This window comes from Rheinheimera oceanensis (assembly GCF_018831085.1).
Taxonomy (GTDB): Bacteria; Pseudomonadota; Gammaproteobacteria; order Enterobacterales; family Alteromonadaceae; genus Alishewanella; species Alishewanella oceanensis.
Window position 1 is genome coordinate 605531 of sequence record NZ_JAGPNM010000002.1, and the last position, 26226, is coordinate 631756.

24 protein-coding genes are annotated in these 26226 nt (G+C 47.7%); 10 read left to right on the forward strand and 14 right to left on the reverse strand.

Translation table 11 applies throughout. The annotated features are described in order from the left end of the window. Window positions 1-73: 73 nt before the first annotated feature. From J3B89_RS07375 to J3B89_RS07385, 3 genes are all read right to left on the reverse strand, one after another. Window positions 74-1069, reverse strand: coding sequence for an SMP-30/gluconolactonase/LRE family protein (locus J3B89_RS07375; protein WP_215396869.1), 996 nt, complete (start codon window positions 1067-1069; stop codon window positions 74-76). Window positions 1070-1160: 91 nt separating this feature from the next. Further along, window positions 1161-1943 (reverse strand): type I methionyl aminopeptidase, encoded by a 783-nt coding sequence (map, locus tag J3B89_RS07380; protein ID WP_215396870.1) that lies wholly within the window; start codon window positions 1941-1943, stop codon window positions 1161-1163. Further along, window positions 1924-2142: a ParD-like family protein gene (locus J3B89_RS07385; protein ID WP_215396871.1), complete on the reverse strand. Its 219-nt coding sequence runs from the start codon at window positions 2140-2142 to the stop codon at window positions 1924-1926. Before J3B89_RS07385 ends, map begins: the two co-directional genes overlap by 20 nt. A 180-nt stretch (window positions 2143-2322) precedes the next feature. Here J3B89_RS07385 and J3B89_RS07390 point away from each other — a divergent pair, with 180 nt between their 5' ends. After that, a complete protein-coding gene (locus J3B89_RS07390) occupies window positions 2323-3360 on the forward strand; it encodes an oxidoreductase (RefSeq protein WP_215396872.1) in 1038 nt (345 codons plus the stop codon). A gap of 55 nt (window positions 3361-3415) precedes the next feature. After that, on the forward strand, window positions 3416-4015 hold the full coding sequence (locus tag J3B89_RS07395) for a hypothetical protein (RefSeq protein WP_215396873.1): 600 nt from the start codon (window positions 3416-3418) through the stop codon (window positions 4013-4015). 26 nt (window positions 4016-4041) lie between these two features. On the opposite strand, the gene J3B89_RS07400 is transcribed toward J3B89_RS07395, so the two are convergent. The 4 genes from J3B89_RS07400 to J3B89_RS07415 all read right to left on the reverse strand — a co-directional run bounded on the left by J3B89_RS07400 (window position 4042) and on the right by J3B89_RS07415 (window position 13145). Continuing rightward, window positions 4042-6084: a metallophosphoesterase gene (locus J3B89_RS07400; RefSeq protein WP_215396874.1), complete on the reverse strand. Its 2043-nt coding sequence runs from the start codon at window positions 6082-6084 to the stop codon at window positions 4042-4044. 85 nt (window positions 6085-6169) lie between these two features. Next, window positions 6170-8962, reverse strand: a complete 2793-nt coding sequence (locus J3B89_RS07405) for a TonB-dependent receptor (protein ID WP_215396875.1) — start codon at window positions 8960-8962, stop codon at window positions 6170-6172. A 242-nt stretch (window positions 8963-9204) separates the two neighbouring features. Continuing rightward, a complete protein-coding gene (locus J3B89_RS07410) occupies window positions 9205-10185 on the reverse strand; it encodes a response regulator (RefSeq protein ID WP_215396876.1) in 981 nt (326 codons plus the stop codon). Continuing rightward, window positions 10185-13145 (reverse strand): MHYT domain-containing protein, encoded by a 2961-nt coding sequence (locus J3B89_RS07415; RefSeq protein ID WP_215396877.1) that lies wholly within the window; start codon window positions 13143-13145, stop codon window positions 10185-10187. Before J3B89_RS07415 ends, J3B89_RS07410 begins: the two co-directional genes overlap by 1 nt. A gap of 210 nt (window positions 13146-13355) precedes the next feature. On the opposite strand from J3B89_RS07415, the gene J3B89_RS07420 reads away from it, so the two are divergent. Then, window positions 13356-13859 carry a hypothetical protein gene (locus tag J3B89_RS07420; RefSeq protein WP_215396878.1) on the forward strand — a complete coding sequence of 168 codons (504 nt, stop codon included), beginning with the start codon at window positions 13356-13358 and terminating at the stop codon, window positions 13857-13859. 80 nt (window positions 13860-13939) lie between these two features. Here the strand turns inward: J3B89_RS07420 and J3B89_RS07425 are convergent, their stop codons facing one another. The 3 genes from J3B89_RS07425 to J3B89_RS07435 all read right to left on the reverse strand — a co-directional run bounded on the left by J3B89_RS07425 (window position 13940) and on the right by J3B89_RS07435 (window position 15744). After that, entirely contained in the window at window positions 13940-14773 is an 834-nt protein-coding gene (locus J3B89_RS07425) for an NmrA family NAD(P)-binding protein (RefSeq protein ID WP_215396879.1), read from the reverse strand. Window positions 14774-15067: 294 nt separating this feature from the next. Next, a complete protein-coding gene (locus J3B89_RS07430) occupies window positions 15068-15460 on the reverse strand; it encodes a DoxX family protein (RefSeq protein ID WP_215396880.1) in 393 nt (130 codons plus the stop codon). Next, the gene (locus J3B89_RS07435) at window positions 15457-15744 is read right to left on the reverse strand and encodes a DUF4287 domain-containing protein (protein ID WP_215396881.1); all 288 of its coding nucleotides are present in this window, start codon (window positions 15742-15744) and stop codon (window positions 15457-15459) included. The genes J3B89_RS07430 and J3B89_RS07435 overlap by 4 nt, the downstream gene beginning before the upstream one ends. Before the next feature lie 175 nt (window positions 15745-15919). On the opposite strand from J3B89_RS07435, the gene J3B89_RS07440 reads away from it, so the two are divergent. Next, the gene (locus tag J3B89_RS07440) at window positions 15920-16444 is read left to right on the forward strand and encodes a MarR family winged helix-turn-helix transcriptional regulator (RefSeq protein WP_215396882.1); all 525 of its coding nucleotides are present in this window, start codon (window positions 15920-15922) and stop codon (window positions 16442-16444) included. Between the two features lie 88 nt (window positions 16445-16532). Here the strand turns inward: J3B89_RS07440 and J3B89_RS07445 are convergent, their stop codons facing one another. Further along, window positions 16533-17606: a methionine synthase gene (locus J3B89_RS07445; protein WP_215396883.1), complete on the reverse strand. Its 1074-nt coding sequence runs from the start codon at window positions 17604-17606 to the stop codon at window positions 16533-16535. A gap of 28 nt (window positions 17607-17634) precedes the next feature. Further along, window positions 17635-18609, reverse strand: coding sequence for a DUF1852 domain-containing protein (locus J3B89_RS07450; protein WP_215396884.1), 975 nt, complete (start codon window positions 18607-18609; stop codon window positions 17635-17637). A gap of 248 nt (window positions 18610-18857) precedes the next feature. Here J3B89_RS07450 and J3B89_RS07455 point away from each other — a divergent pair, with 248 nt between their 5' ends. Further along, window positions 18858-19400, forward strand: a complete 543-nt coding sequence (locus J3B89_RS07455; protein ID WP_215396885.1) for a hypothetical protein — start codon at window positions 18858-18860, stop codon at window positions 19398-19400. Further along, window positions 19397-19702, forward strand: coding sequence for a hypothetical protein (locus J3B89_RS07460; protein ID WP_215396886.1), 306 nt, complete (start codon window positions 19397-19399; stop codon window positions 19700-19702). Before J3B89_RS07455 ends, J3B89_RS07460 begins: the two co-directional genes overlap by 4 nt. A gap of 98 nt (window positions 19703-19800) precedes the next feature. Here the strand turns inward: J3B89_RS07460 and J3B89_RS07465 are convergent, their stop codons facing one another. Continuing rightward, window positions 19801-20196, reverse strand: a complete 396-nt coding sequence (locus J3B89_RS07465) for a VOC family protein (protein WP_215396887.1) — start codon at window positions 20194-20196, stop codon at window positions 19801-19803. A gap of 444 nt (window positions 20197-20640) precedes the next feature. Between J3B89_RS07465 and J3B89_RS07470 the strand changes: the two genes are divergently transcribed. The 4 genes from J3B89_RS07470 (at window position 20641) to J3B89_RS07485 (ending at window position 25423) form a co-directional block, all read left to right on the forward strand. Then, window positions 20641-21114: a hypothetical protein gene (locus J3B89_RS07470; protein WP_215396888.1), complete on the forward strand. Its 474-nt coding sequence runs from the start codon at window positions 20641-20643 to the stop codon at window positions 21112-21114. Window positions 21115-21117: 3 nt separating this feature from the next. After that, window positions 21118-21435, forward strand: a complete 318-nt coding sequence (locus J3B89_RS07475) for a hypothetical protein (protein WP_215396889.1) — start codon at window positions 21118-21120, stop codon at window positions 21433-21435. A gap of 36 nt (window positions 21436-21471) precedes the next feature. After that, window positions 21472-24603: a P-loop NTPase fold protein gene (locus tag J3B89_RS07480; RefSeq protein ID WP_215396890.1), complete on the forward strand. Its 3132-nt coding sequence runs from the start codon at window positions 21472-21474 to the stop codon at window positions 24601-24603. Between the two features lie 196 nt (window positions 24604-24799). Continuing rightward, entirely contained in the window at window positions 24800-25423 is a 624-nt protein-coding gene (locus J3B89_RS07485) for a hypothetical protein (RefSeq protein WP_215396891.1), read from the forward strand. A gap of 420 nt (window positions 25424-25843) precedes the next feature. On the opposite strand, the gene J3B89_RS07490 is transcribed toward J3B89_RS07485, so the two are convergent. Beyond that, the gene (locus J3B89_RS07490) at window positions 25844-26137 is read right to left on the reverse strand and encodes a hypothetical protein (RefSeq protein ID WP_215396892.1); all 294 of its coding nucleotides are present in this window, start codon (window positions 26135-26137) and stop codon (window positions 25844-25846) included. Between the last annotated feature and the right edge of the window lie 89 nt (window positions 26138-26226).

Genomic DNA, 26226 nt, shown 5'->3' on the forward strand with positions numbered 1-26226 from the left:
ATATAAAAATCACATCCTTGATAGCCATTACAAATCTTGAGATAGGCGTTTAAGAGACTTAGAAATACCCCCTTCAATTCAACAGCCTAACCCTGAGCAAATAACTGCTGGCAGTAATATACAGCCAGCTGTTGTCACGGCTTAACGCCACATTGGCCGCGGCTACGCCGGTTTGTATTGTGCCAAGATGTTCGCCCTGTGGCGATAACACCCAAACACCACCCGGCCCGGTGGCAAGCAATACGCCTGATGGCAGCACTTTTAAGCCATCGGGCAGGCCGCTGGCAGTTTTAGTGGCTGCAGTGGCATCAAAAAACAGCTCGCCAGTGGCCAAACTGCCATCGTCGTTAACGGCATAACGCCACCACTGTGCCGCTGCCGGATCAGAATTGGCAACATACAGCCATTGCCCGTCCGGAGAAAACACCAGGCCATTAGGCCGCGTTAAATTATCAGCTAACAGCGTGATCTGGCCATCTGCGGCCAGCCGGTATACGCCATTTACGCTTTGCTGTTTTTGCGCTGAATCATCACCGCCTTTTAAGCCATAAGGCGGATCAGTAAAGTAATAAGCACCGCTGCTATGCTGCACCAGATCATTCGGGCTATTAAGCAATTTGCCCTGATAATGGCTCACCAGGGTCTGATAACGCGGTAATTTACCGGAGGCGTCCTGCAATACTGCCAGGCGCCGGTCGCCATGCTGCGCCAGCACTAACTGGTTATCAGCATTAAAAATCAGGCCGTTGGCACCTTCCTGTAAGTTATTGTCCGGGTACAGGCCAGTGTAACCGGATGGCTGCAAATACACCGTTAAGCCCTGTGTTTTATTCCAGCGGTAAACGGTATTTTCGGGCACATCAGAAAACAGAATATCGCCGGTTTCCGGTTCGGCTACCGGCCCTTCTGCCCAGCGAAAGCCTTCGGCCAGTTGTTCCAGCATTGCATCTGCAGCCACTACCTGTTGCATCTGAGGCTTTAACATTAATACCGGCTGTACCGGCCAGGGCGTGTTAGCTGCCAGCGCCGGGGCAATAAGTAAACACAGTGCAAAAGCTGAAAAACGCATAAAAAGTCCGCTAAGTCAGAGCAAGTGCTTACAGGCTAACATTAGTACCCGTTTGATGAAATGCTCAAATTTGCTGTTTTGTTTATGTTTATTAACACAACTGCGCTTGTTCTTCCGGCCGCAACGTTAATACTTCTACCCCGCTCTCAGTTACAGCAATAGTGTGCTCCCACTGTGCCGATAATTTTTTATCGCGGGTTACTACTGTCCAGCCATCTTTTTTGGTTTTTACTTTAGCACTGCCCTGATTCAGCATGGGCTCTATGGTGAATACCATACCGGGCTTTAACTGCATACCGGTTCCGGCGGCACCATAATGCAGCACCTGCGGTGCTTCGTGCATTTCACGGCCAATGCCATGGCCGCAATATTCGCGCACCACGCTATAGCCTTTGCTGCGGGCAAACTGCTCAATAGCAAAGCCGATATCGCCTAAACGGGCACCGGGTTTTACCGCCTTAATACCTAGCCATAGCGCGCTGTAACAGTCATCTATTAACTGGCGCGCCGGAAAACTCAGCCCGCCAATGCCGTACATTTTGCTGGAGTCGGCAATAAAGCCGTGTTTTTCCAGCGTAATGTCCACATTAACAATATCACCGTCTTTCAGCACCTGTGTAGCTGATGGCACGCCATGACATACCACATCGTTAACCGAGGTATTAAGCACATAAGCAAAACCATACTGGCCTTTGCTGGCCGGGCGCGCCTGTAATTCATCAACTATATAGCGCTCGGCTAAATCATTGATCTGCAGAGTAGACATACCCGCTACGATGTTGTTGTCCAGCATAGCAAATACTCTGGTCAGTAAGCGGCCGGCTTCACGTTGCAGCGCCAGCTCGGCGGCAGTTTTAAGCTGAACGCCGCTCATCTGTCTCTCCTGCCAGCTTAAACTCTGCCTGCTGCAGCAACATCTGCACTAATTGCTGATAATTGTGCGTTGGGTGCAGCTCGGCCAGCATGCCCATTTTCAACCAGAATTCGGCCTGTGCATTAATAGAGCGCGACATAGCGCCGCTGGCTTTACGAATTTCTTCATGCAGTTCATCTGCAATTTTAACAATACCCAAAGTGATACTCCGCTACTAAGGCTTAATATACGAAGTATATATAAATCATATAATCCGGTAAAGCCAGCTTTGTCATTCCAGTTGCCCTGATTTTCAGTTGCGCTTTTGATTTAAGTTGCACTGCGGCAGTTATTTTCGCAAAGTAACCGGCTTAGTATTTAAGTGTGAGAGCAAATGCCAATGGCTTCAGAACTGCGCACCCTGCTGGTAGGTTATGGTTATGCCGGTAAAACCTTTCATGCCCCGCTGCTACGGGCAACACCGGGCCTTAAGCTAACGCATGTCGCGTCATCGCAGGCGGCACAGGTTCGGCAAGAGCTGGGGATTGATATTACGGTACTGGCCGATTACACCGCCGCCGTGCAACTGGCAGAAATTGATCTGGTGGTTATTGCCAGCCCGAACGACAGCCACGCCCCACTGGCCGAACTGGCACTGCGCGCCGGTAAGCATGTCGTGGTAGACAAACCCTTTGCGCTTACCTTTAAAGAAGCCAAAGCTTTAACGGCGCTGGCTACAGAGCAAAAATTGCTGCTGTCGGTATTTCATAACCGCCGTTTTGATGCCGATTTTCTCAGCCTGCAGCACCTGCTAAATAGCGCTCAGCTGGGCCAGGTAGCGCATTTAGAGTCACGCTTTGACCGTTTCCGGCCGCAGGTACGCCAGCGCTGGCGTGAACAGGCCGGGCCTGGCGCCGGTTTATGGTTCGACTTAGGCCCACACCTGCTGGACCAAAGCCTGGTGTTATTTGGCCTGCCACACAGCATTACTGCCAGCTTAAAAATGCTACGGCCAGAAGCCACCGCTACCGACTGGTTCTCGGTGTTACTGGATTACGGCCACTTTAGCGTAACTCTGGGTGCCTCTATGCTGGCCGCTGCACCTGCCCCACGCTTTACCTTGCAGGCCCAACATGGCAGCTGGCAAAAGTTTGGCCTGGATATACAGGAAGAGCAGCTAAAGCAAGGTTTAACCCCTGCTGATACCGGCTGGGGCATCGACCCCAAACCCGGCTTACTGTATCAGGCAGATCACGTTACCCCCTACAGCACAGCAGTAGGTTGTTATCAGCACTATTACGCCGCCATTGTTGCGGCTATAAATGGCAAAGGCGCAAACCCGGTACCGCCACAGCAGGCCTGTAGCGTAATGCAGTTGCTTGAACTGGCTGAGCAATCGGCAGCGGTGGGAAGAACATTGCCAGTTCAGCCGTTATAGCTAACACTAAAAAGCAGCGTTATTAAATAAGAGTGTTATTACACAAGGAGATACTATGGCCCGTTTTGCCCTGCATAACCTGTATTTGCTGCCGTTACTATGTACGCCGCTATTGGCAACAGCGCAATTTAACCAATGTGACATCGACGCCCCTGCGGCAGTTTACGGTGCCCAAAACTGGCTGGAAATGGGCCATCCGCTCAATATGACTATAGAACGGCTTGGCCGCTTGCCAGACAGTGCCGGCGCTAAACTGATCACATTGGCGTATCAGGGCTGGCAGCAAGGCAAAGCCGAACAGCAAATCAACACCGAAGTTACCGCACGGTGTAAAACCTTTACTACCGACGCGCTGCTGGCAGATGTAATAGAAAGCCCCTGGCCGGTGCTACGCACAGTATGCGGCGATGCCAGTGAAAACCTGGTAACGGCGCTAAACGACACCGGTGGCGTTAATGCCAGTGCAGCTGCAGTGCTGTTTTATCTTAAAGGTGAAGAGCCAGCGCCGAATTTACTGCCACTGGCCGAACAGGCTGTAGCACTTAAACGGCAAAATCGCGCCGATATGCAACTCCTTGAGCAGTTGTATGCCGGCTGTGCTGCAAAAACCGATGCCTACAAATTAGCGCTGGGTAAAGAAATGTATGTTGAATAGCCGGCACTGTATAAAGTACTGATTAGCTACCGGCTTAAATCGCTGATACTGCCATTGCTTAAATCCAGCCTAAAGTGCATATCGCTGTCACCATGGCGAAAGGCCTGTAGCAGCTGAAACAAGTCACCAAACTGCCGGGCAAAGCTGTCGCTGTTGCTGCCGGTTTCAGCTTCAGCTTTCGCTGCCAGTAAACGTGTAAGCAGCTGATACTGCGCCAGCCGCAGTGGGCTGATATCCTGCAACGCCAGGCTGCCGGCATTACGCAGCCGGTAAAAATCTACCGCTAAATCAAAGCCATTCCAGTTGGCAAAATCCTCTGCTACCAGGCCAGCCTCTGTTGCCAGAGCATCAGCAGCCGTCGCCGCTTGCTGCCAGTTCTGGCTTTGCTGCAAAGTGACTAACTCTGCCAGTAGCTGCGTTAACTGCAATGGGCTTTGCAGTTGTGATAACACCAGCAGTTGCCAGCCATTTAATGCCAGCAGGTTGTCACGCAGTGGCGCGGGCCAGTCTTGCGGTAAAAAGCGCTGCCGGGTTAATTCACTAAGGTGCCAGTTGGTAAATTCGCGGTAATTATTTGCCGTTAAAATCGCTTTATTCCACAACGGTGCGCCCTGCTGCGCCAGAGTGTTATGCTCTTGCAGATAATGTTCAAACAGCTCGTTATAACGCGGAATATCGTGCAGCACCACGGTTTGCACTTCAACGTTGTGCTGCGGTTTTATTGTTACCAGCTTATAGGCCGGTACATAAGCCGCCAGCGATGGTGCCTGTACATTTACCAGCACTTTACCATCGGGGCTACGGCTGATGCCGGTGTCGTTAATATGCATATGGCCGCCAATATGCAGCTTTAAACCGGTAGCGGCCAACATATTACTGACACTGTCGGCCGGGCGGCGGGCCAGCTGAAAACTATCGGCGCCAAACTGCATGGCTATCGCATCCGACTGGCCATTATAAAACTCGCTCATCGGGTAATGGCTAAAGGCAATCAGAGTTTTACCGGCTTGCTCAGCGCGCTGTACTACCCGGGTTATCCAGTCTGTTACCTGGGTTTTATGGCTGAACATGCGGTTATAACCGGCGTTGCCGGCCCCGGCATAACCGTTGTCACCGGCCTGCGGCAAATAGACATTGGCATCTATTGCCAGCAACCATAGCCCCTCTACCGGCTCTACCAGGTAACTGCTGTCGGGCACCATACTGCACTGGCTGTAACCTGGCTGCTTATAGCGCCCGCCGGTACCTTGCAGGCATATTTCATACTGGCGCTGAGTGTATATAGCCTGTTCACTGGCCTGGCTGAAGTGATAATTACCTTCGTTGTAATTGCTGTACGGCGTTTCCCAATACAAATAACCCGGCTGCGGGTAAAAACCAAACGGCGCCAACTGCGCCATAATCTCTTTATAGCCCAGCTCTTTTACCTCTTCGCTGCAAATGGTACTGAGTTTGCTGTGGCGTTGTACTGCGGGTAATTTACCGGAACACGCAGCACTGCCGGGGCTGTAGATGGGCTGCTCGTAGCCATTAATCCCTAAATAATCACTTTTACCGGCCGGGCGGCTAAAGGGGCGTACCGGGTCATGGTTACCGGGGGCGGCAAAAAACTGCATGCCGTAAGCGTTGCTGTAATGCTGCAAAATAGCCGCCAGGCCACGAATATGCAGCGGCTGGCCATCGTCGCTAAAATCGCCCGGCAGGGCTATCAGCTTAATGCCACGCGCGGCGGCATCGTCCAGTGCGGCCAGTAAAGCAAAGTAGTTTTCATTAAATAACCGGGTAGATTTAAGCTGGGCTGCCATGCTGCGGATAGTGGCGTGTTTACCGCTTAGGCTGTTAGGTAAACCGGCAAAGGCGCCATCGCTGAAATTAGCGTAAATATCGTGGAAATGAATATCCGGCATAAAAGCGATTTGCAGCTGTTGCCCGGCGGCTAAATCAGCTGTTGGTAATGCTGTTGATACTGATGTTAAAGCTAGTGTTGGGTCTGGTTGCTCAGAGCAGGCGCTGATCCCCAGCACGATACCTGTTGCCAGAAAAAAACCGGGAAAATGCTTAAACTGCATACTTTTGCCCACTGCTATATAGATTAAAACAGTGTACCGCCAACGCTGTAACCGCAAAGCTACAGCGCCGGGGTGCTTATTGCGCTTAGAAATCCGCGCGGATACCTAAACTGATCCGGCGACCGGAAAACTCATTCATTACCGGGAACAACGGGCTTAACGTATAACCGGTAGCTTCTTCGTCGGTAATATTAATACCTTTTAAGCTCAGCTTGATATTGTCGGTAAGGTTATAGCCAATAGCGATATCTATCTGGCCATACGCATCACGGTATACCGGGTACATATTCAGGTGGATATACTCTACGTATTTATCTTTGTAGTTATAAGAAATGCGGGTATCGAAGCGGTCATTCTCATAATACAGCGTAAAGTTGTAGGTTTTATCAGCCAGGCCTTCCGGCGGGGTGGGAATATCCAAATCCGAAGCGCCGGTTAACGAGTTATCCAGCATGGTGTAGTTGCTGTTAATGCCAAAACCTTCCAATGCCGGATGCAGCACATTCAGCGGCAGTTGGGCAATCAGCTCCAGCCCGGTTACCTTGTACGAGCCTTCAGCATTTACCGGCTGGAAAACATCAAAATCGTAGTAACCATCTAAAGTGCCGTTGGCATTGCGTTTTTCAACGTTTTCTACCACACCGGTCAGGGCTTCACGCACCACACCGTCAATTTCTTTCCAGAAGTAAGACGCCGCCAGAATACCACCGCTTTCCAGATACCACTCCACACCGGCTTCCCATTGTTTGGCCGTGGTGGGTTTAAGATCCGGGTTACCGTCTTTAAAGCGGAATTCACTCCAACTAACCGAGCGTTTGTATGCTATATCGCCCAGCGCCGGGCGCATCAGGGTTTCTGAGGCTGCAGCGCGCAGTAATACGCCGTCTGCCAGCTCCACTGTCATATTCAGGCTGGGCAGTAAGTCGTTATAACTGCCTTTTTTCGAAATTGGCGTATCGGTGTAACCATTAGAGCCATCTTCGTTTTGCACCTGGTGGTAACCAAAAGACAATACCGAGGTATCTACCGCCCGTACACCGGCATTCAGAGTTACCGGCAGGCCGGCCAGCTCAAAGTCCAGGTTTGCCATACCATACAGGCTGATAACTTCTTCATCTACGCGGTAGTAGTCGCCCTCGTTAAACGGCGTGCTAAAACCGGCGTAGCGGAAGGTGCTGCGGGCGTAGTCGTTAGCTACCTGCATCCAGTTCAGATCTTTAGCTTTGTACGCACCGCCTGGCACTATATCCGTTACCCACTGCAATTCGCTGTCGGCCAGAGTACGGGTATTTACCCAGGATGCATCACCGGCAGCCGGGCCCTGAATTTTAGCACTGCCAAACTGACGCTCTTTTGATTTATCAGTGTAACGCACACCAAACTGTACACTGCTCAGAGCTGGCATAAATGTCAGATCCAGCACTTTTTTAAAGTCGAGCTGGGCGGCATATTTATCGTCAGTCACCCGTTCCAGCTCGGTTTCGTATGCCTCAAACAAGTAGCTTTGCGGCGAGTTGTACATATCAATACTGGCCGGGTTAGCACTAACAATGGTTTCACCGCCGCTTGCTGTCCAGCGTGTGCGTGACGGTGCATAGGCCACATGCTTCAGGTTGGCGTAATCCCGCTGTTTTTTCGCCCCCGAGTAACCTATCAGGCCGTTGATATCCCAACCATTGGTTTGCCAGTCCAGCGTCAGGCTGTACTGCGAGTAATCGGTTTCGTTAATGCGCTGTTTGCTTAAAAACTCGTGCTGCGTAGCGGTGTAAGACACATCGGTCAGTACTACTATGCCGTATTGCGCTAAGGTGGTGTCGTCGTAATCGTGAATGGTTTCCAGCGTACTGCGGCTGGAGGCAGAATAAGCTGCCGCATCGTATTCATCTTCTGTTACATCGTAGCCGCCTTTCATCGCATCAAAGGTCAGGCTGAAATCATTGCCTGGTTTGTACTGCAGCGATGCAGTAGCGCCCCATTTATCCTGATCATTCAGGTATAGCCGGTCGCCTACTTTGTCCTGAAAGATAATCCGGCTGGTTTCGTTTTTATCTCTGCGATCTGCTACCACTATACCGGCATCACGTTCCAGCACGGCAGCGGCCTGATCAGAGCGTACACCGGTTGCTTCCAGAAAACGGCCCATTGGCCTGAAGTTAATACCGGAGTTGGCGTCGGTCCTGTTAGTGCGGGTAGCTTTAGAAAACGAGACCAAAGCGCCCCAGTCACCAAATGTGTCGCTGGCTAAAAAAGAAAACTTAGGGTCAATTTCTTCAGAAATAGAGTTGTGCGCACCTTCTGCCGATACAATCAGCTTGCGCTCGCTGTAATCAAAGGGCCGCGCGGTTGAGATCATTACCGAACCGGCAATACCGCCTTCTTCATCTGCTGCCGTTGGCGATTTTTGCACCGTAACGCTTTGAATAATTTCTGAGGCAAAAATATCAAATTCCACATCGCGGCCACCACTGCCTGATGCTGTCGCCAGGTTATTTATCGACACATGGGTAAATTCACTTGGCAGGCTGCGTACGTTAATTTTACTGCCCAGGCCTTTATTGCGTTCTATGGTAACGCCCGGCATCCGCTGTAGCGCTTCAGCCAGGTTTTGCTCAGGAAAGTCGGCTACGTCGGTAGCGACGATAGAATCAGAAAAACCGATATTGGTTTTTTTCAGATCTACGGCTTTTTCCAGGCTGCGGCTATAACTGCCGGTAACTGAAATCACCTCAACAGCTTGCTCTGCGCTGTTGTCTGTAGTTTGCGCCAGCACTGGTGCAGCAGCCACCAGCGCAGCACTAATTAAAATGTGCTGTACTGCACGGCTTAATGGTTTTTGTTGTAATTTGCTGATGTCGTTGTGTTTAAAAGAGGACTGCATCTGTGTACCCACTGCTAATAGCTATCGCCGACCCGGCCGCTATAACAGCAACCTGGCCTGGCGCGCACGGTTATTATCGGATTGGCTAGTGCTCCTGAGCCACAGCAACTCAGGTAAAAACCGTGGCACTGCATCCTGCCATCAGGAACGCCGCTACACTACAGCAGCTATATGATGGTTTTCTTACAGTAAAATTAATGATTTACGACAGCGAAGTGCTCCGGCAATCCGCAGGCAGCTGGCTACTCGGCCCAGCGTTGACGGATAGCCAGAATGTCTGGCAGGTGTTGCTCCAGCAGATCGACCAGCCGGGGCTCAAAATGCCGGCCTTTTTGCGTCCGCATATACTGCAGTGTTTCTTCAATACTCCAGGCTTGTTTATACGGCCGCGCACTGGTTAGGGCATCAAATACATCCGACACCGCCACAATACGGGCTTCAAGCGGAATAGCCTCACCCGCCAGGCCATGCGGATAACCGCTGCCATCCCATTTTTCGTGATGATACAGCGCTACCACTTTGGCCATACGCAGCAGCTCAGAATCACATTCACCGATAATTTCTGCCCCTATCAACGGATGCTGTTGCATTTGCTGATACTCTTCTGCGGTAAGCTTGCCGGGTTTTAGCAAAATACTGTCGGCAATGCCTATTTTGCCAATATCATGCATTGGCGCAGCATGCAGCAAGTCTTCCGCTTGCTGCGCAGATAAGCCGTAAGCCAGTGCCAATACCTGAGCGTAGTGGCTCATACGCATTACGTGTAAACCGGTTTCGTTGTCTTTATATTCTGCCGCCCGGCCCAGCCGCTGAATAACCTGCAGCCGGGTTTGTTTCAGCTCGTCGGCCCGTACCAGCGACAAATGAGTTTTTACTCTGGCCCTAACCACAGCAGGCGACACCGGTTTGGTAATGTAATCTACCGCCCCCACTGCAAAGCCTTTGGTTTCGTCTACTTCGTCTTTTAGCGCGGTAACAAAAATAACCGGCAGCCGCTGGGTCGCCGGGCTGGCTTTTAAGCGGGTGCATACATCGTAGCCGGTCATGCCCGGCATCATTACATCCAGTAAAATCAGGTCCGGTTGTTGTTGCTGTACCAGTTGCAGCGCTTCTTCACCACTTTTGCCAAACAGCAGCCGGTAGTCGTCCTGCAGTATAGTGCGCAGCACCCGCAGGTTGGTTGGCTCGTCATCTACCAGCAGCAAGGTTTGCTTATCAGCCATTAGTGTTGTCCTGTGTTGATATGCTGTTGCAACTGCTCCAGCACAACTAAAGCATGGCTGAAGTCAAAATCGTTTACTGCATCCAGCAACAATAAGACCTGTGCCTCATGCGTTCCGCTGTAATTTTCCAGCTGTTTTAGTACTTCATCATCCAGCTCATGACGCTGCAGTGCCTGTTGCAGGGTAGTGAGCAACGCGGCAAGGGTATTATCGTCTAACTGTTGCAGTGGCTTAGCTGCGCCGTTACCGGCCTGTTGTTGCAATTGCTGGCAGGCCGCCTGATATTGCGGCCAGCTTTGCATAATCTGTTGTAAGGTTTTATCTGCCCGCTCATGCTGTTGCTGCCGGGCAGCCTGTTCTAACTCAGCACAGAGTTTACTCAGCTGTTCCAGTGCCAGGTTGCCACTCACGCCTTTAATGGCATGCGCCACTTTTTGCAACTCGTCAAAGCGCTGCGCCTGCAGATACCCGGCGGCTTTTAGCAGCATGGGCTGTTGCTGTTGCAAAAATTGCTCAAGCTGCGGCTGATAGTGTGTTACCGAGCCCCACAGTTGCATGGCCTTTGTCATATTCAGCAGTTGCAATGGCGCAGGTTTTGCCGCTGCGCTAACAGCCGCGGTACCGGTAGTAAGTTGCAGCACCCGCGCTATTTCACTACTTAGTGCAGTAAAATCAACCGGTTTACTGGCAAACCCCTGCATACCGGCTTCTTTGGCGGCAACTTTATCTTCGTCCAACACGCTGGCGGTTAAGGCAATAACCGGCAATGGCTTACGCTGCTGTGCAACTTCCCACTGACGGATCAACCGGCATGCCTCTAAACCATCCATTACCGGCATCTGAATGTCCATCAGTACCACATCAAAATGCTGCTGTTGTACCGCCGCTACTGCTTGCTCACCATCTGCCACCGCCACCACAGTATGCCCGGCGCGCTCCAGCATCAGTTGCAGCAATTCCAGATTTTGAACTATGTCGTCGGTGATCAACACAGATAACGCCGGTAAAGCCAGCGTGTGGTCGGTATGGTGTTGCACCTGTGCCACACCGGGTTGCAACGGCACAGTAAAGCTAAAACAGCTGCCCTCGCCTTCGGTGCTTTGCACACTAATCTGGCCGCCCATCAGCTCAACTAGCTGTTTGCTGATCGTGGTGCCAAGCCCGGTGCCACCGAAGCGACGGCTCATTGAAGCATCGGCCTGGGTAAAAGCATCAAAAATGTATGGCAAACGCTGCGGTGAAATACCAATGCCGGTATCAATAATGCTGAATGTCAGCTCTGACGGTGCGGTTAGCTGCACTTTTACCCTGACACTGCCCTGTTCAGTAAATTTAATCGCATTGCCCAGCAGGTTAGTCAGCACCTGGCGTAACCGGTCAGGCGCACCGTAGTAGAACTCGCCTGCTGCCGGGTCCAGCTCCAGCGTGAGCTGCAGCTGTTTTTTGCGGGCCTGCAACCACAGGGTAGATACCACAGTATCCAGCAGTGCAGGTAACGAAAAATCGGTATACTCAAGCTCCAGCTTGCCTTTTTCCAGCTTGGCACTATCAAGAATATCATTTAGCAGGTGCAATAAAGAGCGCGCCGCACTGTGGATGGTTTGCAGGTGCTTATGTTGCTGCGGGGGTAAATCTGCCGACAACATTAAATCGCTAAAGCCAATAATGGCATTCATGGGTGTGCGGATCTCATGGCTCATATTGGCTAAAAAAGCGGCACGGGCTTCAGCGGCCTGTTCTGCCGTGTCTTTGGCCAGCATCAGCTCTTGTTCCATCTGTTTACGCGCGCTGATATCCATTAAAAAGCCGTCTAACCAGATAATATCGCCGCTGTCTGATTTTATCGCTTCGCCATGCTCTAAAATCCAGCGCCAGCTGCCATCCTGATGGCGGATACGGTATTCCAGCGTAAAACTGCCCTGATACAAGTCCAGTTGGGTAGTGGTAGCTTTATCGGCCGGGTGCACTAAATCAGACCAGCTGCGTCTGGGCGACGGCAGCATAAAATCGCTGGCCGGATAACCGGACAACAATTCAACGGCATCGCTGATAAACAGCATGTCCCAATTGTCATTGTGCAAACAACGGTAAGCCGCACCGGGAATATTGCTAATTAACGAGCGGAACTTGGCTTCATTTTCTTTGGCCAGAGATTCTTTGGCATTAACCTGCAGATTTAGCTCGCGGTATTTAAACAACAAATTCACTGCCACCACCAAACCTGTGATCATCAGTGTAGTAAAGGCTACCGCCAGTGCCAGTTGCCAGGAAATATCATTGTTGTCGTTTATCGCGGTAAAACCCGGCGGCGGTACAAAACGGGCAGCCGCCATACCGGTATAATGCATGCCGCTTATTGCAGCCCCCATAACCACACTGCTTAGCAACGTAAGCCAGTGCGATGCCAGATTAAAACGGCGCAGGCCAAAACGAACCCACAGCGCAATGATGGCCAGTACCACTGCCACCAGAATAGACAGTAAAAACATCGGCAAGTCGTAACGCAATGCCACCGACATTTGCATAGCGGCCATGCCCATATAGTGCATGGTACCAATACCGGCCCCCACCAATACGCCGCCGCTCAGCAGTTGCAGGCTACGCAGCTGTTGTTTACTGATCAGATCAAGCGCCACCCAGGAGGCCGCAATACTGGGTAACATAGATAAAAAGGTTAAACCGGGCTGATAACTGACATCGGTACACAACGCAAACGCCAGCATCCCGATAAAATGCATTGACCAGACACCGCCGCCCAGTGCAATACTGCCGCTGCCCAGCATCAACAAGCGTACGCTTTTTTTCTTAACGCTGATGGCCTGGGCTGTAATATGAATGGCAATAGCAGAAGAAAATACTGCAATCAGAAAAGACAGCAGTACCAGGCTGGGATCATAACTGCCGGCAAGCAGTAAAGGATCGGCCGGATGCTCAAACCACTGACTTAACCACTGCAACATCTCTACCCCTACTGCCTATGCTTTGAGCAAATGTTAACAGATTACAGCCAGCCAAGGCTATGTCAGTTGCGCTGGTATAGCAGTATCCTCCGTCAAATAACGGCCCAAATCGCTTAAAGTGCTACTGGCAAGCTTATAACCTCAGCAACTGGCACAGTTTCTGCTTTATTTCGGTACAGGCAAACCTCTATCTTAAGCGGAGCACAGCAAATGACAGTGTCAGGCCTTAGTATTAATAACTACCAACTGCAATATCAGTTGCTAAAACCCGAAGCAAAAGCCGCTGATGGCAGCACCCAGCGGCAGGAAATTGCCGCCATAGCTGCGCCAGCGGCAACTGTGGCAACACAACAAGCACCACAGCAGGATGAAACCAGCAAACAGCAGGAGGCATTTTTAAGCCAACTAATGGATCAGATGCTGGCCAACCGCATCGGGCTGGATAAACAAAAATACGATGAAATAAAAGCGAAAATGGAAGAAGCCCAGGCCGAAAAAGACGCCCTGCAACAGCAACCACAAAGCCCGGAGCGCGATGGCAAAATAGCTGCACTGGATGCCAAGCTGGATAAACTCGGCAAAGCGTTGGAAGGCCTTATTGAACAAGCCAACCGCAACCGTGAAAACAGCGAGCGGGAAAAGCAGAACACCGATGCCGTGGCGCAATATCAGCTAACAGCGGCAACCGGTAAAGAACCGAAGCTGTTTTTGTAAAACAGCGCTCAAAATTGTCTGGCAGAAGGTGTAACGCACCATTAGCTGCCAGATCAAGTTTGAGCCATTACACATTAGTACTATCTGAAACACCGGATATTTTCTGTTACCCAGGCTTTAAAAGATTTTGCCGGCCGGCCAATAATCTGCTCCACCGTTGGCGTAATAGTGAAACCTTGCGCCGGGGTATTGCCATACCACTGATATAAGTAATCCATAGTGGCTTGCGGTAAGCCCCACTCTTGCCACCTGGCCCGGGTTTGTTGCTCATCCAATTCAATAAAGGCTATATCCCGGCCTAAGGCCGAGGCAATTTGCTGCACTTGTTTTTTTGGCGTAAGCACTTCCGGCCCGGTTAGCGTGTAGATCTGTTTCGCATGTCCGCCGTGCAGTAGTATTTCCGCAATTACCGCCCCGACATCGGCTTCATGAATTGCAGCTGTCGGTCTGTCGCCGAATGGCTCCCGCACCTGAGCCTGATGTTTAACCGATGCTACCCAGCCAAGCGCATTCGCCATATATTCCTGCGGCTGCAAGATGGTCCAATCAAGGCTGCTGCGCTTAATGGCTTTTTCAAGCGAGCTTTCGTTGCCTTCGCCATTCCAAAGCACAGTAATGCGCTCAACCCCAGCCTGTTCTGCCAGCTTAACCAACTGCCCGCCATTGGCTAAAGGCGTGTAACTTTCGTCACCAAAGGATATCAGGTGCAGGCCTTTTACCCCTTTAAGCGCATCTTTTAATGTATCCGCCTGGTTAAGATCGCCGGCAACCACTTCTACACCCTTTGCCACCTTAACTGCAGCAGGATCTCTGGTTAACAACCGCACTTTGCACGGTGCTTTTAACAGCATTTTTATAACCTGGCCGCCAATGGTGCCGGTGCCTCCTGTGACTAAAAATATCGGCTCTTTCATGCTTTAAACCCTTGTTGTCGATTAAATGCCTATGCTGTGTGCCGCAATCTGCGACATTACAGCTAACAAGCGTAAAAGCTAAACATAAGTTGAGGTCAACTATTGGAGGCAACACAACCGCCGATGTTGTTGCTATGCCACCAAACTCAGAGCGCAGCCGCCCGTCGTGTGACCTCGGTTTCAGTCAGGCCAAGTGCTTTTTTTCAAGCGGCCGTCGCGGAATTTCTCATACCCGACACGGCCAAACGCAACACTATACGGGCTAATAAAGCCGAACATGTCCACATACTCAGTTTAAAGCGCCGGTTTTAATGACAGTAACTGCCGCAGCCGTGCGCTGCGCAGCCACAGCCCGCCCCACATCAACACAGCCAGGTAAACGCTGAACAGGATATGGCTGAACAGCGGCATTTCGGCGCGGATCTGTGTCGCCATAGCACCGCCAAACAATGCCATCGTCAAAATAGCACCGTGAATACTGCTGCGCGGCCACAGATAAAGCAGTACACACAACAGTTCAATAGCGCCAATCAGCAAACCATAGCCAGCAGGCCAGCCCAGTTGTTGCAGGGTTTCTTCAACCACTGCGGCGCCCATCAGTTTAGGGCCTATAGATGCAGCCAGCATAAAGAGGACGAATAATCCCGACATCAGGCGGCCCAGCCATAAGCGTTGTTGATCATTCATTGTTGTACTCCTTTGTGCACTGACACCCGTGTTTCAGGTTTGGAATTCGGTGCCGCTGCTAAGGCCAGCGTATGGGCCACCAGTGCATTGGCATGGCCATGGCCGAGGCCATATTCGGCTTTCAGCCAGGCAACCAGCGCCATATGTTTGAGTTCAGGTCGGCTCTGAATCAAGCTGATCCAGTCGCTGATCGGCCGCCCATATTGACGTTCAATTGACGGAAAATAAGAAGCCGGGCCTTTGACAGCCGGGCCTTTCGCCGGATTTGCTGCACTTTTTGTCATGATGTTCTCCTTGCTGAAATGATGCAGGCTGCTGCCCTGACGGGTTTAGCGGCACTGTTTTTAACCCGATGCCGTTGCCTTCTCCGGCCTGTTGATTTATCTTACCATCAAGATAATTTATTTTATCTTAATGTCAAGATATTTATCTTACCGTTAAGATATTAAGGAACTAAGCATGCCAGATGACAAACCAGACCATGTGGAAGCCCGCCAGCGGCAATGGGCACAGGAACTGCCGACGGTAGATACCCGCGGCATGGCGGTGCTGGGGCGAGCACGCTGGATCAGTATGCAGGTGCGGCCGCCGATAGAAGCAGTGTTTGCCAAACATGGCATCGACACCGGCGAGTTCGATGTGTTATCCACCTTGCTGCGCGCTGGTCCGCCTTATCAGTTAAGGCCAACCGAGTTGTTTCAGTCGCTGATGATTACATCGGGCGGTCTGACCAACCGCCTGACTAAGCTGGAAAAATCGGGTCTGATCGACAGGCCGGCCAACCGGGATGATGCCCGCAGTCTGCTGGTCCGGCTGACCGAAAGCGGCCGTCAGACTGCGCAGGCAGCTTTTATTGAAGATATGCAGGTGGAAGCTGCCTTATTGGACGGCCTCAATTCAGCAGAATTTGCCCAGTTGGCCGCCTTGCTGAAAAAGCTGGCACATTCAGTGGCAGAAAAATGCGCGACGCAGTCAGTGTATTAAAGCTGTTGATCAGGTTGCGGTAAAACTAATGCAGGTATTTGCCGTCGTCTTACCGCTAACCAGCCTGCGTATGCCAGCACAGCGGTGCTTATAGCACAGCTGCGCCTTTAACTGCGGTGTTCAGCAATTCATTGCGCACAATTTCTGCCCCTGCCGCTAAGGCATTTAGCTTGCCGGTGGCAACATGGCGGGATAATGGCGCCATACCACAGTTAGTGCAGGGGTAAAGCTTGTCGGCATCGACATATTGCAGCGCTTTTCTCAGCGTTGCCGCTACTTCCTCCGGCGTTTCAATGCTATCGGTTGCTACATCAATGGCGCCTACCATCACTTTTTTACCGCGGATAAGCTCCAGCAGCTCAAGCGGCACATGCGAGTTATGGCACTCCAGCGATATAATATCGATATTAGATTGTTGCAGCTTGGGGAATACCGCTTCGTATTGCCGCCACTCAGAGCCCAAGGTTTTTTTCCAGTCGGTATTGGCTTTAATGCCATAGCCATAACAAATATGTACCGCCGTTTCGCATTTAAGCCCTTCGATGGCGCGCTCTAAACACTTAATGCCCCAGTCATTAACCTCAGCAAAAAACACATTAAAGGCCGGCTCATCAAACTGAATAATATCCACACCGGCAGCCTCTAAGTCTTTTGCTTCCTGGTTTAGTATTTTGGCAAATTCCCAGGCCAGTTGTTCGCGGCTTTTATAATGGTCATCGTACAGGGTATCGATCATTGTCATCGGCCCCGGCAAAGCCCATTTTATTGGCTGCGTGGTTTGCGCCCGTAAAAACTTAGCATCTGCAACAAACACCGGTTTGGGCCGCGACACCGGGCCCACCACCGTTGGTACACTGGCATCATAGCGGTTACGGATTCTGACCGTTTTACGCTGGTTAAAATCCACACCGCTTAAATGCTCTATAAAGGTGGTGACAAAGTGTTGCCGCGTTTGCTCGCCATCACTGACAATATCTATGCCCGCCAGTTGTTGTTGCTGCAATGACAACCGCAGCGCATCCTGTTTGCCATCAGCCAGTTCGTCACCCTGCAATTTCCACGGTGACCACAGTGTTTCCGGCTCTGCCAGCCAGGATGGTTTAGGTAAACTGCCTGCCGTTGACGTAGGTAATAATGTTTTCTGTAGTAAAGGCTTGTTCATAATAAAATTCTGCTATCCAAATGATGAATTAAGCGTAGTTAGCCGACCATTGTTCCAAAATAGCCCGGTGCGGTTTAATAAAGTGCTCTTCAGCAAACCTGCCCTGGGCTATAGCTAACTTGCTGCGCTCTTCGCGGTCGTACACAATTTGCGTGATGGAATGATCCGGGTTTTTTAAATTGGGTTTATAGCTTTTGCCGGCTACCGCATTGGCGTTATAAATTTCCGGCCGGTAAATCTTTTGGAAGGTTTCCATCGTACTGATAGTGCTAATCAGCTCGAGGTTGGTGTAATCGTTAAGTAAGTCACCAACAAAATGAAAAGCCAAAGGCGCCACACTGTTTGGCGGCATAAAATAGCGCACCTGCAAACCCATTTTTTTAAAGTATTGCTCGGTTAATGACGACTCGTTTGGCAGGTATTCCACCCCCAATACCGGATGCTGGTTTTCCGTACGCTGATAGGTTTTGTTATCCGACACACTCAGGCAAATAACCGGCGGCTTGCTAAAATGCTGCTTGTAAGCCTCTGAGTTAACAAAATATTTGAACAGCTTGCCATGCAGCTCGCCAAAGTTCTCCGGAATGCTGAATTGCGCTCGCTGCTTATTATGTTCCAGCAGCAATACGCTAAAATCATAGTCCCGCACATAAGAGGAAAAGTTATTGCCAACAATGCCTTCAATGCGCTCGTTGGTTTTATGGTCAACAATATTGGTTTTTAATACTTCAATCGACGGGAAGCTTGAGCCATTGCCATCAATATCCACATCAACAGAAATAATGTCCAGCTCAACAGCGTAGCGATCACCTTTGGGGTTATCCCATTGCGCCAGTGCGTTAAAACGGTTGTTAATCATCGTTATAGCATTACGCAAATTCTGCTGGCGGCACTCGCCCCGTGCCAAATTGGCAAAATTGGTGGTAATGCGGGTGCTGTCTGCTGGCTGATAATGCTCATCAAACCGGATACGTTTAATGGTAAAACTGAAATCTTTGTTCATGCTCTGCTATCCCCTGTGCTAACCGTCGATAAAAACATCTAGACGTCTAGACTTAAAGCCATGTGTAATTTATACACCCGGGACTGCATGAATAAAAATGATATTATTTCATTAACCCATGAGCAGAACTCATAGTTAACGCGTGTTGAACGCTTAGCACCGAGGGTTTATAAAAAAATTCGTGTGGTACAACAACTAAAATTAACTTATGTTTAACGTTAATTATCCATATCAGCAAAGGAACTGTTATGAACCTGGCTCATCAACATGCCGAGAATAAATACCAATCATTGAGAACACATGCCATCGCGACAGCTCAAGCTGCGCTACCACAGAGCTTTCAGGATTCAGTGTCACTAAAAAATATTGATACCGAGGCGTTACAACAGGCCAGAATCTGGGAAGCTCGCAGGCAAATGTTGGGAACTACAGTGCCATGGTCTTTTGTCAGAAGTTATCCTGCGTGGAGCGCTCGTCACCCGAACAGACTGGATGTTGCCACCTGGAGCAAAACGACACTTTGCGGGCTGGCTATTGGCATTCCAACGAAAACCGGAAAATCAATGCGGCTTGATGTGATAGAAGCCAATCCTGATAAAACACTCCTTTCAGGCCAGGTTTTTACTGTTGCGATGATAGCCTTTCAAGCATATGCTCGCGCTATAGGCGCCACACAAATTAAAATTATGCGTCCGCTAAATCAAAAGCTTATTTCGCTGTACCAGCAAAAAGGCTTTATTTATCAGAAAAGCAAAGGTAGCAACCCCGAGCATTTATGGAAATGGTTATGAGTGACAAAAGCCCCGTAAAACCCAAACTGGTGCATTGTAAACAGCCTGAAACACGCCCTGAACCTGGCACTCCAGAATTTGATGCCTGGCTACTTAAGCGCGCCAAAGAAGACGCTGCTAAGTATTTAACGGATGAGTACGATTTGGGTGATGATGAACGCGGCATACTTGCCGGTGGTTATGACCGTTTATTGATGTCTGATGAAGAGCTTGCTGAGGAAGAAGAAGCCATGGAGCAAGCACAAAAGCAGGAACGGCGTAAACACCTTAAGTCTGTTGATAAACCTCGGGGATCAGAATAACCCCGGGGTTACACTAATGACTCCGGGAGGCTAATGGCTTCCCCTGAGGCCTACAACCTGAAATCAGCACAGTTAAATATCGCTCTGCCGCGACTAACTTATGTCATCGAGTGCAGGCCAATTAAATTGCCTTCACAGTCGCGCACCACAGCGCAAAAGCCATGTTCACCAATCGACATTTTCGGCTGCTGTATACTGCCGCCATTGGCTTTTGCACGCTCTGCCTGTACTGCACAATCTTCGCAGCCAAAATACACCAGAGTGCCACCGCCGCCAGGGGTAAAACCGGCCATTTTTACCAGGCTGCCACCAGCACCGTAGTAGTTCATGCCGTTTTCTTTATCCATCGGAAAAAACCACATCTCCATCTCAAACTCCGGCGTGGGTGATGGCATAGGTTCCAGCTTGATATCAAACAGCGCCTGATAAAATGCTTTGGCGCGTTCCATGTTTTCTACGTAAATTTCAAAATGCACTACCGGGTTAAATTTCATCGCGTTGCTCCTAAAATTGGCTATACCCTGCCACAGCCAGTTGATGCAGCAGTAAAGATAGCAGTGATTGATTCACGGTACTTAGTCGGATGGGGAAGGAGAAGATCGACAAGCTTCTGGCAGAATTTTACTGATTTTAGGCCAAGCAGTTGTTTTGTATTAATTTATCAGATGTATCTTGTGTTCTGGCCACTTCGGCGCCAGCGACCAAGCACTTATACTGAGAGCTGATGCAAAGAGCGAAAAGCAACTGAGTAAGTTAGTTTTGTTATGCCCTTGATAATTCCAAATTCGAAAATAGTACTTTCATCAATAAGATTAGCATGTATGATGCACAACTGTTCATTTTATGTACTATTATTGAGTATAGCTTCGCCCGCTAAGGGCTATGTTGAAACTAACTAAACTGTGAAAACTACCACTCACACAATCTAAGGACAGTTTGTGATTAACAAAATATTTTTTACACCCGTTCTATCTTTTGGGCTCCTACTGTCAGCATGCGTTAGCATTCCAGAAAAAGTTCCCGAACTTATCACAATCTCAAGTAACCAAATTGAGAATCAATCGGCATATGCAGCCAGAGAATGGGAGAAAGCAATTTCCGCATCTCGATCTGCCTATCAACTGTTAGAGCTTATCCAACCCCTGCTTCAAGGGCTCGACCCATCTACACTATCTGACGATGAAAAAAGAGCATTAAACAATTTCACTATTGCAATAGTGACAGTAAAAAGCCAGCTCAAAACAAATATCGACAATGCTCACTTACCGAACAACCACCTACAAAACATAACCAAGATTACCGGAGCAATTAACTTAGCAAATGAATATGTTTCAAAAGCCGTAGATGAAAATAGTCGCATCGAGGCTGTCATTAAGAATATTAGTTCACTCAAAACTGAAATAGAGGATTAGTAAATGGACGCAGCTATTAAAGAATTATCTGATCAAATGCATAAGCTATTTTTGGAAATCATGCAAAAAGATCCTTGGGAGCCAGGATATGGCGAAGTGGTTGCAATTCACGAATTCCTATCAAAAGTTCTCAGAGACAAAGCTCAAAAAGGTATGGACGAATTTTCCAGTTATCTGACAACAGCAGCTGAAGAAATTAATGAAACTTGGCAAAGCAATAAATCCATGCTCAAAAATTGGAGCACCCAATTAAAACCCGTTTTTGAAATAGTCGAAAGAATTACTAAAAATGCAGTTCCTTTGCTGCGTTTAATTCTTTAAAAGAATCGACTTTATAACCCATGGAATGGCAATAATATGGAAATCTTATCATCAAGTACTTGGCTGTTTTATGCCACGAAAGATCAGCGTGGAGCAAAATGGTTAGATCAAGCGAGAGAAGGCAGTTTTGTATTTTGGCGGCATGGCTCCGATGCGCATACTCGCTCAATGCAACCAGGAGATACCGCAATTATTTACATTGCGGGAGAAAATATTGGTGAAGGACAAATCGTTGCCATCGGCTTAATTCCTTCTGTACGCCGACCATTTATTTTGGACAATAAATATCGGGTTCAGCGTATCCCATGTTTATTAGTCAAAGACCTTCGCAATCAAAACTTGACTTGGCAAGATGTCAGAAGATTTGTCGACGAAACTCCAACCAGCAATCAAGGCGCAGTGCATCCAGTTAAATCAAATGTTGTCGCGGTCATTTCTCAACTTACTCAGACTCCATTACCTCTTTCATCGACAAACTATAAGGAACTGTTGTTAGATGGTCATTTATGGAACGAACTTCAGAGATACTCTGACTACTTCACGATATTTCCGGATTTCATTACCCGAAATAAGCGCAAAGCCATAGAACTGAACAATGAAGACCAAGTTACGAGCGAGTCAGAATTTGACTCGATAATAAGAACTAGCCTGGAGAGTTTCTCATCAGAAACACATGAGAATTTTAAGGATCCCGTTAAAAACGCACTTTCATCCAAAATACATAGTGTAAATCCGGAGCCCTTTGAAACTTCATTTTCTACGCCAGGGATTATCGCAGCGCGGAGTTTCCCCGATACAGTAGCTCCCCGAACAGATGAATACACAGATGTAGATAATGAAGCTACTGCATTTGCGAGACTGATTGCCTCTGAAGAATCTAAACCTCCATTAGCTATTGGTGTTTTTGGGCGTTGGGGCAGTGGTAAAACGTTCTTTATGACTAGAATAGCGCAAGAGTTAGACAAAATTAAAAAGGCTAAAAATGATGATTTTAAAAGAGGTATCGTACAAGTTGATTTTAACGCTTGGCATTACATGGAAACCAATGTTTGGGCAAGTCTTGTAGATGTTATTTTTAAGGCCTTGGATTCTGAACAAAGTAAGCAAGGAAATAATAATCAGGAGTCCTTGTTTGATAGACTCTCAACGGCACAAAATATGCGCATGGATGCCATTGTAAACTTGGCTGACCGTCTTCATCAAACTAGTGAAGCCAGAAAAAATTTACACAGTGCACAACGCGAATTCGAAGAAAAAGGCCCCAACGGAGATGCTCTTTGGCGTACAGTTGCTTCTAGTATCGCAGAGGAAAACGGAGAAAAAATTAAAGATGCCGCGGTTATGCTTGGTTTTGAGGGTATAGATGTTAACGGTAGGTCAGTTCGCGAAGTAACGGCAGATCTTCGGAAAAGTATAACTGGCGGAACAATTGCCATCCGAGTACTACGAAATAAGTTTACCGACCCCAAACTGTTACTGTTACTCTCAGCCATGTTAATCGGTGTTCCCTTAGTCATAAATGGCATAATGAATGAATATGAGAATTTCCTTTCTACTTTATTTGCGATTACTGCAGCTTGGGGGGCACTGGTAGCAAACGCTGCGCGTAGAGGACTAAAATTATTACACCAGTTAAGCAATACAATAATGACCGCAGAACAAAACGCTCTAAATACACATCATAATGAAGTAGAAGCAGCAGAATCTAAACTTAGTGAAGCAAAACAAAGCTTGCAAGCAGCCGAAGAGAATGTTGTAAGTGCATTCCAAGCACTAGAGGAAGAAAGCCCTGGCTCGAGATTAGCTTCATTTATTCGACAACGAGCGGAAAGTGAAGATTACAGTAAACATTTTGGAGTAATTGCCACAATTAGACGTGATTTTGAACAACTATCGGAGCTTATGAGGACCGCAGAAAACCCAACTGACCAAGACAAAAATAATAAATTTCGTAATGAAATGAATAATAGGATTGAAGCCTTTAAAGTCAAACATCCAAATCTTTTTCCCTCTGAAAATAGTACGCAAAAAAACAGCGAATTTGATTCCTCTATGAATGAAGAAATTTTTGGCATACAAAAAGCTGTAAAAAAACTTTTAAATAGCTTAGACGATAGAAAAACAGTAAACAAACCATTTACTCGCATTGTCTTGAAGATCGACGATTTAGACCGGTGTCCTCCTGAAAAGGTTATAGACGTTTTACAAGCAGTTCATTTGTTTCTTAACTTCCCTCTCTTTATTATCTTGGTATGCGTGGATGAGCGTTGGTTATCAACCTCTCTAAGCGAAAAGTTTTCTAACTTGGTAAATGGTAGTAACGGTGCAACTACAAGCGATTATTTGGAAAAAATTTTTCAAATCCCATACTGGACGCAGCCAATGAATGAAGAGGCCACAAGCAAACTTGCAGGGTACCTGCTTGCAGATATTGCTGTTGAACCTGAAACACCACAAGATAGAAATTCAGCCATTGATATAAAACCAAGTTTAAAATGGAATACCGACCCAAGTATGGAACAAGATGTATACGCAAGCATGGAGCTAAATATTGACGCAAGTGAAACTCCAGAGAACTCCCTACATAAAGACCTAATACATCAACAAATACTAAAACCCGAAAAAGCAGACTATTCACCTTTAACACTTACCAATGATGAACTGAAAACAGTTCAGCGTGTTGCTGCTCTGGCAGGTGATACCCCCCGACGTACGCTACGATTTATTAACGTATACCTATTGCTAAAATCAACTAACATACTTAGCCAAGGAATTCAAATCACTGAAAAAGATAGCAAAAGTTTTAGCTATCAAGCCATGTTGATTCAGCTAGCTTTGGCAACTCGGGCTGATAGGATCTCACATTTTTATTTTGCGGCATTGGATAGCTATATACAGGGAGAAGTTTCTAAAGACCAGCTTAGCGCAAGCAAGTTTTTAAGCAGTATTCTTGCAGAGCTTGACAATTCGCTAAGCACTATGAGCCACAAGGACAAAAACATTTGTAGAAAAGTAGTTGATATGTATCTAGTTATAAGCATTAACACTACTGGAGCTACTAAAGATAAAATCGTTGCTTTATCAAAATCCGATGCCGACAAACAATTGATGGCTGATATCCTTCATACAGAAAAACCAGCACGTAGATATACATTCATACCTTCTTAAAAAGAAAAAATAAATCAGTTAAATTTAAATACTTCACATTTAAAACAATTCAATACAAAATTAGGAAAATCAAACCACCACACAACAAAATTGATCAACATTTTCTCAAAAATAAAAAAACAGGAGAACTTGGACATGTGTATCACTTAAAAACATGAAAACTTCAATCAATACCACTAAGAAGGCCAACTGACAGATGAATGCAAAAATCAGCGTAATAAAAACAAAGAAATTGGAGCTGTCAATTTCACTGATAGCGATTTTAATTTCATTCATATCACTGTACTACTCTATTTTCTACAAATCCCCTTCACTTAAAATATTAATTAGAGATATTAATTTACATGGTTACATATCACATTGTAAAAATGAAAACCATGAAGGCATCTGCTTGAAATTTGAAACAGATGCAAAAGTTTTACTATTAAATAGTGGTAATACTACAACAACATTTTACAATGCCGTCGTAAACGTACCAGATCCCAAGATTTTTATCACACAAGGCTGCAATGGAGAATCTGGAAGCAATATTCCTACGTCCAAAGACATTCTTATAATTTTACAACCAAAAGAAGGAAAGGTAACAAATTTTAAGTCAGCATCGCATGAATTTATAGATGATCCAAAAAATTATGACTTTACTTTTACCGATAATGATTACAAAATTTATTTATGCTTGGAAACTGTTTCTATCGACCATATCGGAAGAGAACATAAATCTAGAGCATATCTTGGTGAGTTTTATATAGAACGAGATAAAGAACAATTCCTAGTACATACGTCAAACGATAACTACATCAACATTGAATCAATAAAATAAATATAGCTCAGTAGTTTTAGATTACTTTATATATAGTTCAGCGTACAAAAGCTGACCGCTCGTAAATTTTATGAGGAAGGTAAAAAGACACTGTGGTGTGACAGCAGAAAGTAAATAGATGTCGCGGAGCGGCAAAAAAGTTCAGCGTGCCAAAGCTCCAAGTATACAACTTTTTATCTTGCCTCCTTAGCCATTAGCTGCAGACCACTCACACAGCAACTCGTGCAAAACTCTTAGCAAGCAAACTTTATATCTACGATGAATTAGTTTGGAGCGGAATAGTAACTTACTAAGAATATTGGTTCCCAGAAGCAGACTCCAACCGACACGAAATTAACCATGCAGACTTTAAATCCACTGCATCTAGCACTTTCGTCACTCAGGCAATAAGCTAATACACCAAAACTATATCTGCACCAACTAAGGCTTTTTGCTTAATAACACAAACCCGGCAAAGTACACGGCCAGTGCTATAAGCGGCAGGGTGAAGATCCAGTAGCCGCTGCTGTCTGCTTCATTTTGGTAGTTAATAATGCCTAAAATTATGCCCACTATGCCCGAGCCGGGTAACCATAGCCAGGCGCTTAGCATATAGGCGTGCAGTAAGCGGCTGCGGTGCTGTATGCCCATCGACGTATAAAAGCCTATAGCAAACACGATATAAGCGGCAAAAAAGGTGGCGATGCAGGCGAAGATGGTCCAGCCTAATGTCATATCCTGTCCTTGGTTGGTTAGGCCTTTAATGGTGCTTAAAGGCCTTAAGTGGGTACAGCTGGCGTTATTTTGCGATACTTAGCGGCAGA

Coding starts and splice junctions, on each gene's coding strand:
- J3B89_RS07375 (WP_215396869.1), bottom strand. CDS start 1,069: ATGCGTTTTTCAGCTTTTGCACTGTGTTTACTTATTGCCCCGGCGCTG.
- map (WP_215396870.1), bottom strand. CDS start 1,943: ATGAGCGGCGTTCAGCTTAAAACTGCCGCCGAGCTGGCGCTGCAACGT.
- J3B89_RS07390 (WP_215396872.1), top strand. CDS start 2,323: ATGGCTTCAGAACTGCGCACCCTGCTGGTAGGTTATGGTTATGCCGGT.
- J3B89_RS07395 (WP_215396873.1), top strand. CDS start 3,416: ATGGCCCGTTTTGCCCTGCATAACCTGTATTTGCTGCCGTTACTATGT.
- J3B89_RS07400 (WP_215396874.1), bottom strand. CDS start 6,084: ATGCAGTTTAAGCATTTTCCCGGTTTTTTTCTGGCAACAGGTATCGTG.
- J3B89_RS07405 (WP_215396875.1), bottom strand. CDS start 8,962: ATGCAGTCCTCTTTTAAACACAACGACATCAGCAAATTACAACAAAAA.
- J3B89_RS07410 (WP_215396876.1), bottom strand. CDS start 10,185: ATGGCTGATAAGCAAACCTTGCTGCTGGTAGATGACGAGCCAACCAAC.
- J3B89_RS07415 (WP_215396877.1), bottom strand. CDS start 13,145: ATGTTGCAGTGGTTAAGTCAGTGGTTTGAGCATCCGGCCGATCCTTTA.
- J3B89_RS07420 (WP_215396878.1), top strand. CDS start 13,356: ATGACAGTGTCAGGCCTTAGTATTAATAACTACCAACTGCAATATCAG.
- J3B89_RS07425 (WP_215396879.1), bottom strand. CDS start 14,773: ATGAAAGAGCCGATATTTTTAGTCACAGGAGGCACCGGCACCATTGGC.
- J3B89_RS07430 (WP_215396880.1), bottom strand. CDS start 15,460: ATGAATGATCAACAACGCTTATGGCTGGGCCGCCTGATGTCGGGATTA.
- J3B89_RS07435 (WP_215396881.1), bottom strand. CDS start 15,744: ATGACAAAAAGTGCAGCAAATCCGGCGAAAGGCCCGGCTGTCAAAGGC.
- J3B89_RS07440 (WP_215396882.1), top strand. CDS start 15,920: ATGCCAGATGACAAACCAGACCATGTGGAAGCCCGCCAGCGGCAATGG.
- J3B89_RS07445 (WP_215396883.1), bottom strand. CDS start 17,606: ATGAACAAGCCTTTACTACAGAAAACATTATTACCTACGTCAACGGCA.
- J3B89_RS07450 (WP_215396884.1), bottom strand. CDS start 18,609: ATGAACAAAGATTTCAGTTTTACCATTAAACGTATCCGGTTTGATGAG.
- J3B89_RS07455 (WP_215396885.1), top strand. CDS start 18,858: ATGAACCTGGCTCATCAACATGCCGAGAATAAATACCAATCATTGAGA.
- J3B89_RS07460 (WP_215396886.1), top strand. CDS start 19,397: ATGAGTGACAAAAGCCCCGTAAAACCCAAACTGGTGCATTGTAAACAG.
- J3B89_RS07465 (WP_215396887.1), bottom strand. CDS start 20,196: ATGAAATTTAACCCGGTAGTGCATTTTGAAATTTACGTAGAAAACATG.
- J3B89_RS07475 (WP_215396889.1), top strand. CDS start 21,118: ATGGACGCAGCTATTAAAGAATTATCTGATCAAATGCATAAGCTATTT.
- J3B89_RS07480 (WP_215396890.1), top strand. CDS start 21,472: ATGGAAATCTTATCATCAAGTACTTGGCTGTTTTATGCCACGAAAGAT.
- J3B89_RS07485 (WP_215396891.1), top strand. CDS start 24,800: ATGAATGCAAAAATCAGCGTAATAAAAACAAAGAAATTGGAGCTGTCA.
- J3B89_RS07490 (WP_215396892.1), bottom strand. CDS start 26,137: ATGACATTAGGCTGGACCATCTTCGCCTGCATCGCCACCTTTTTTGCC.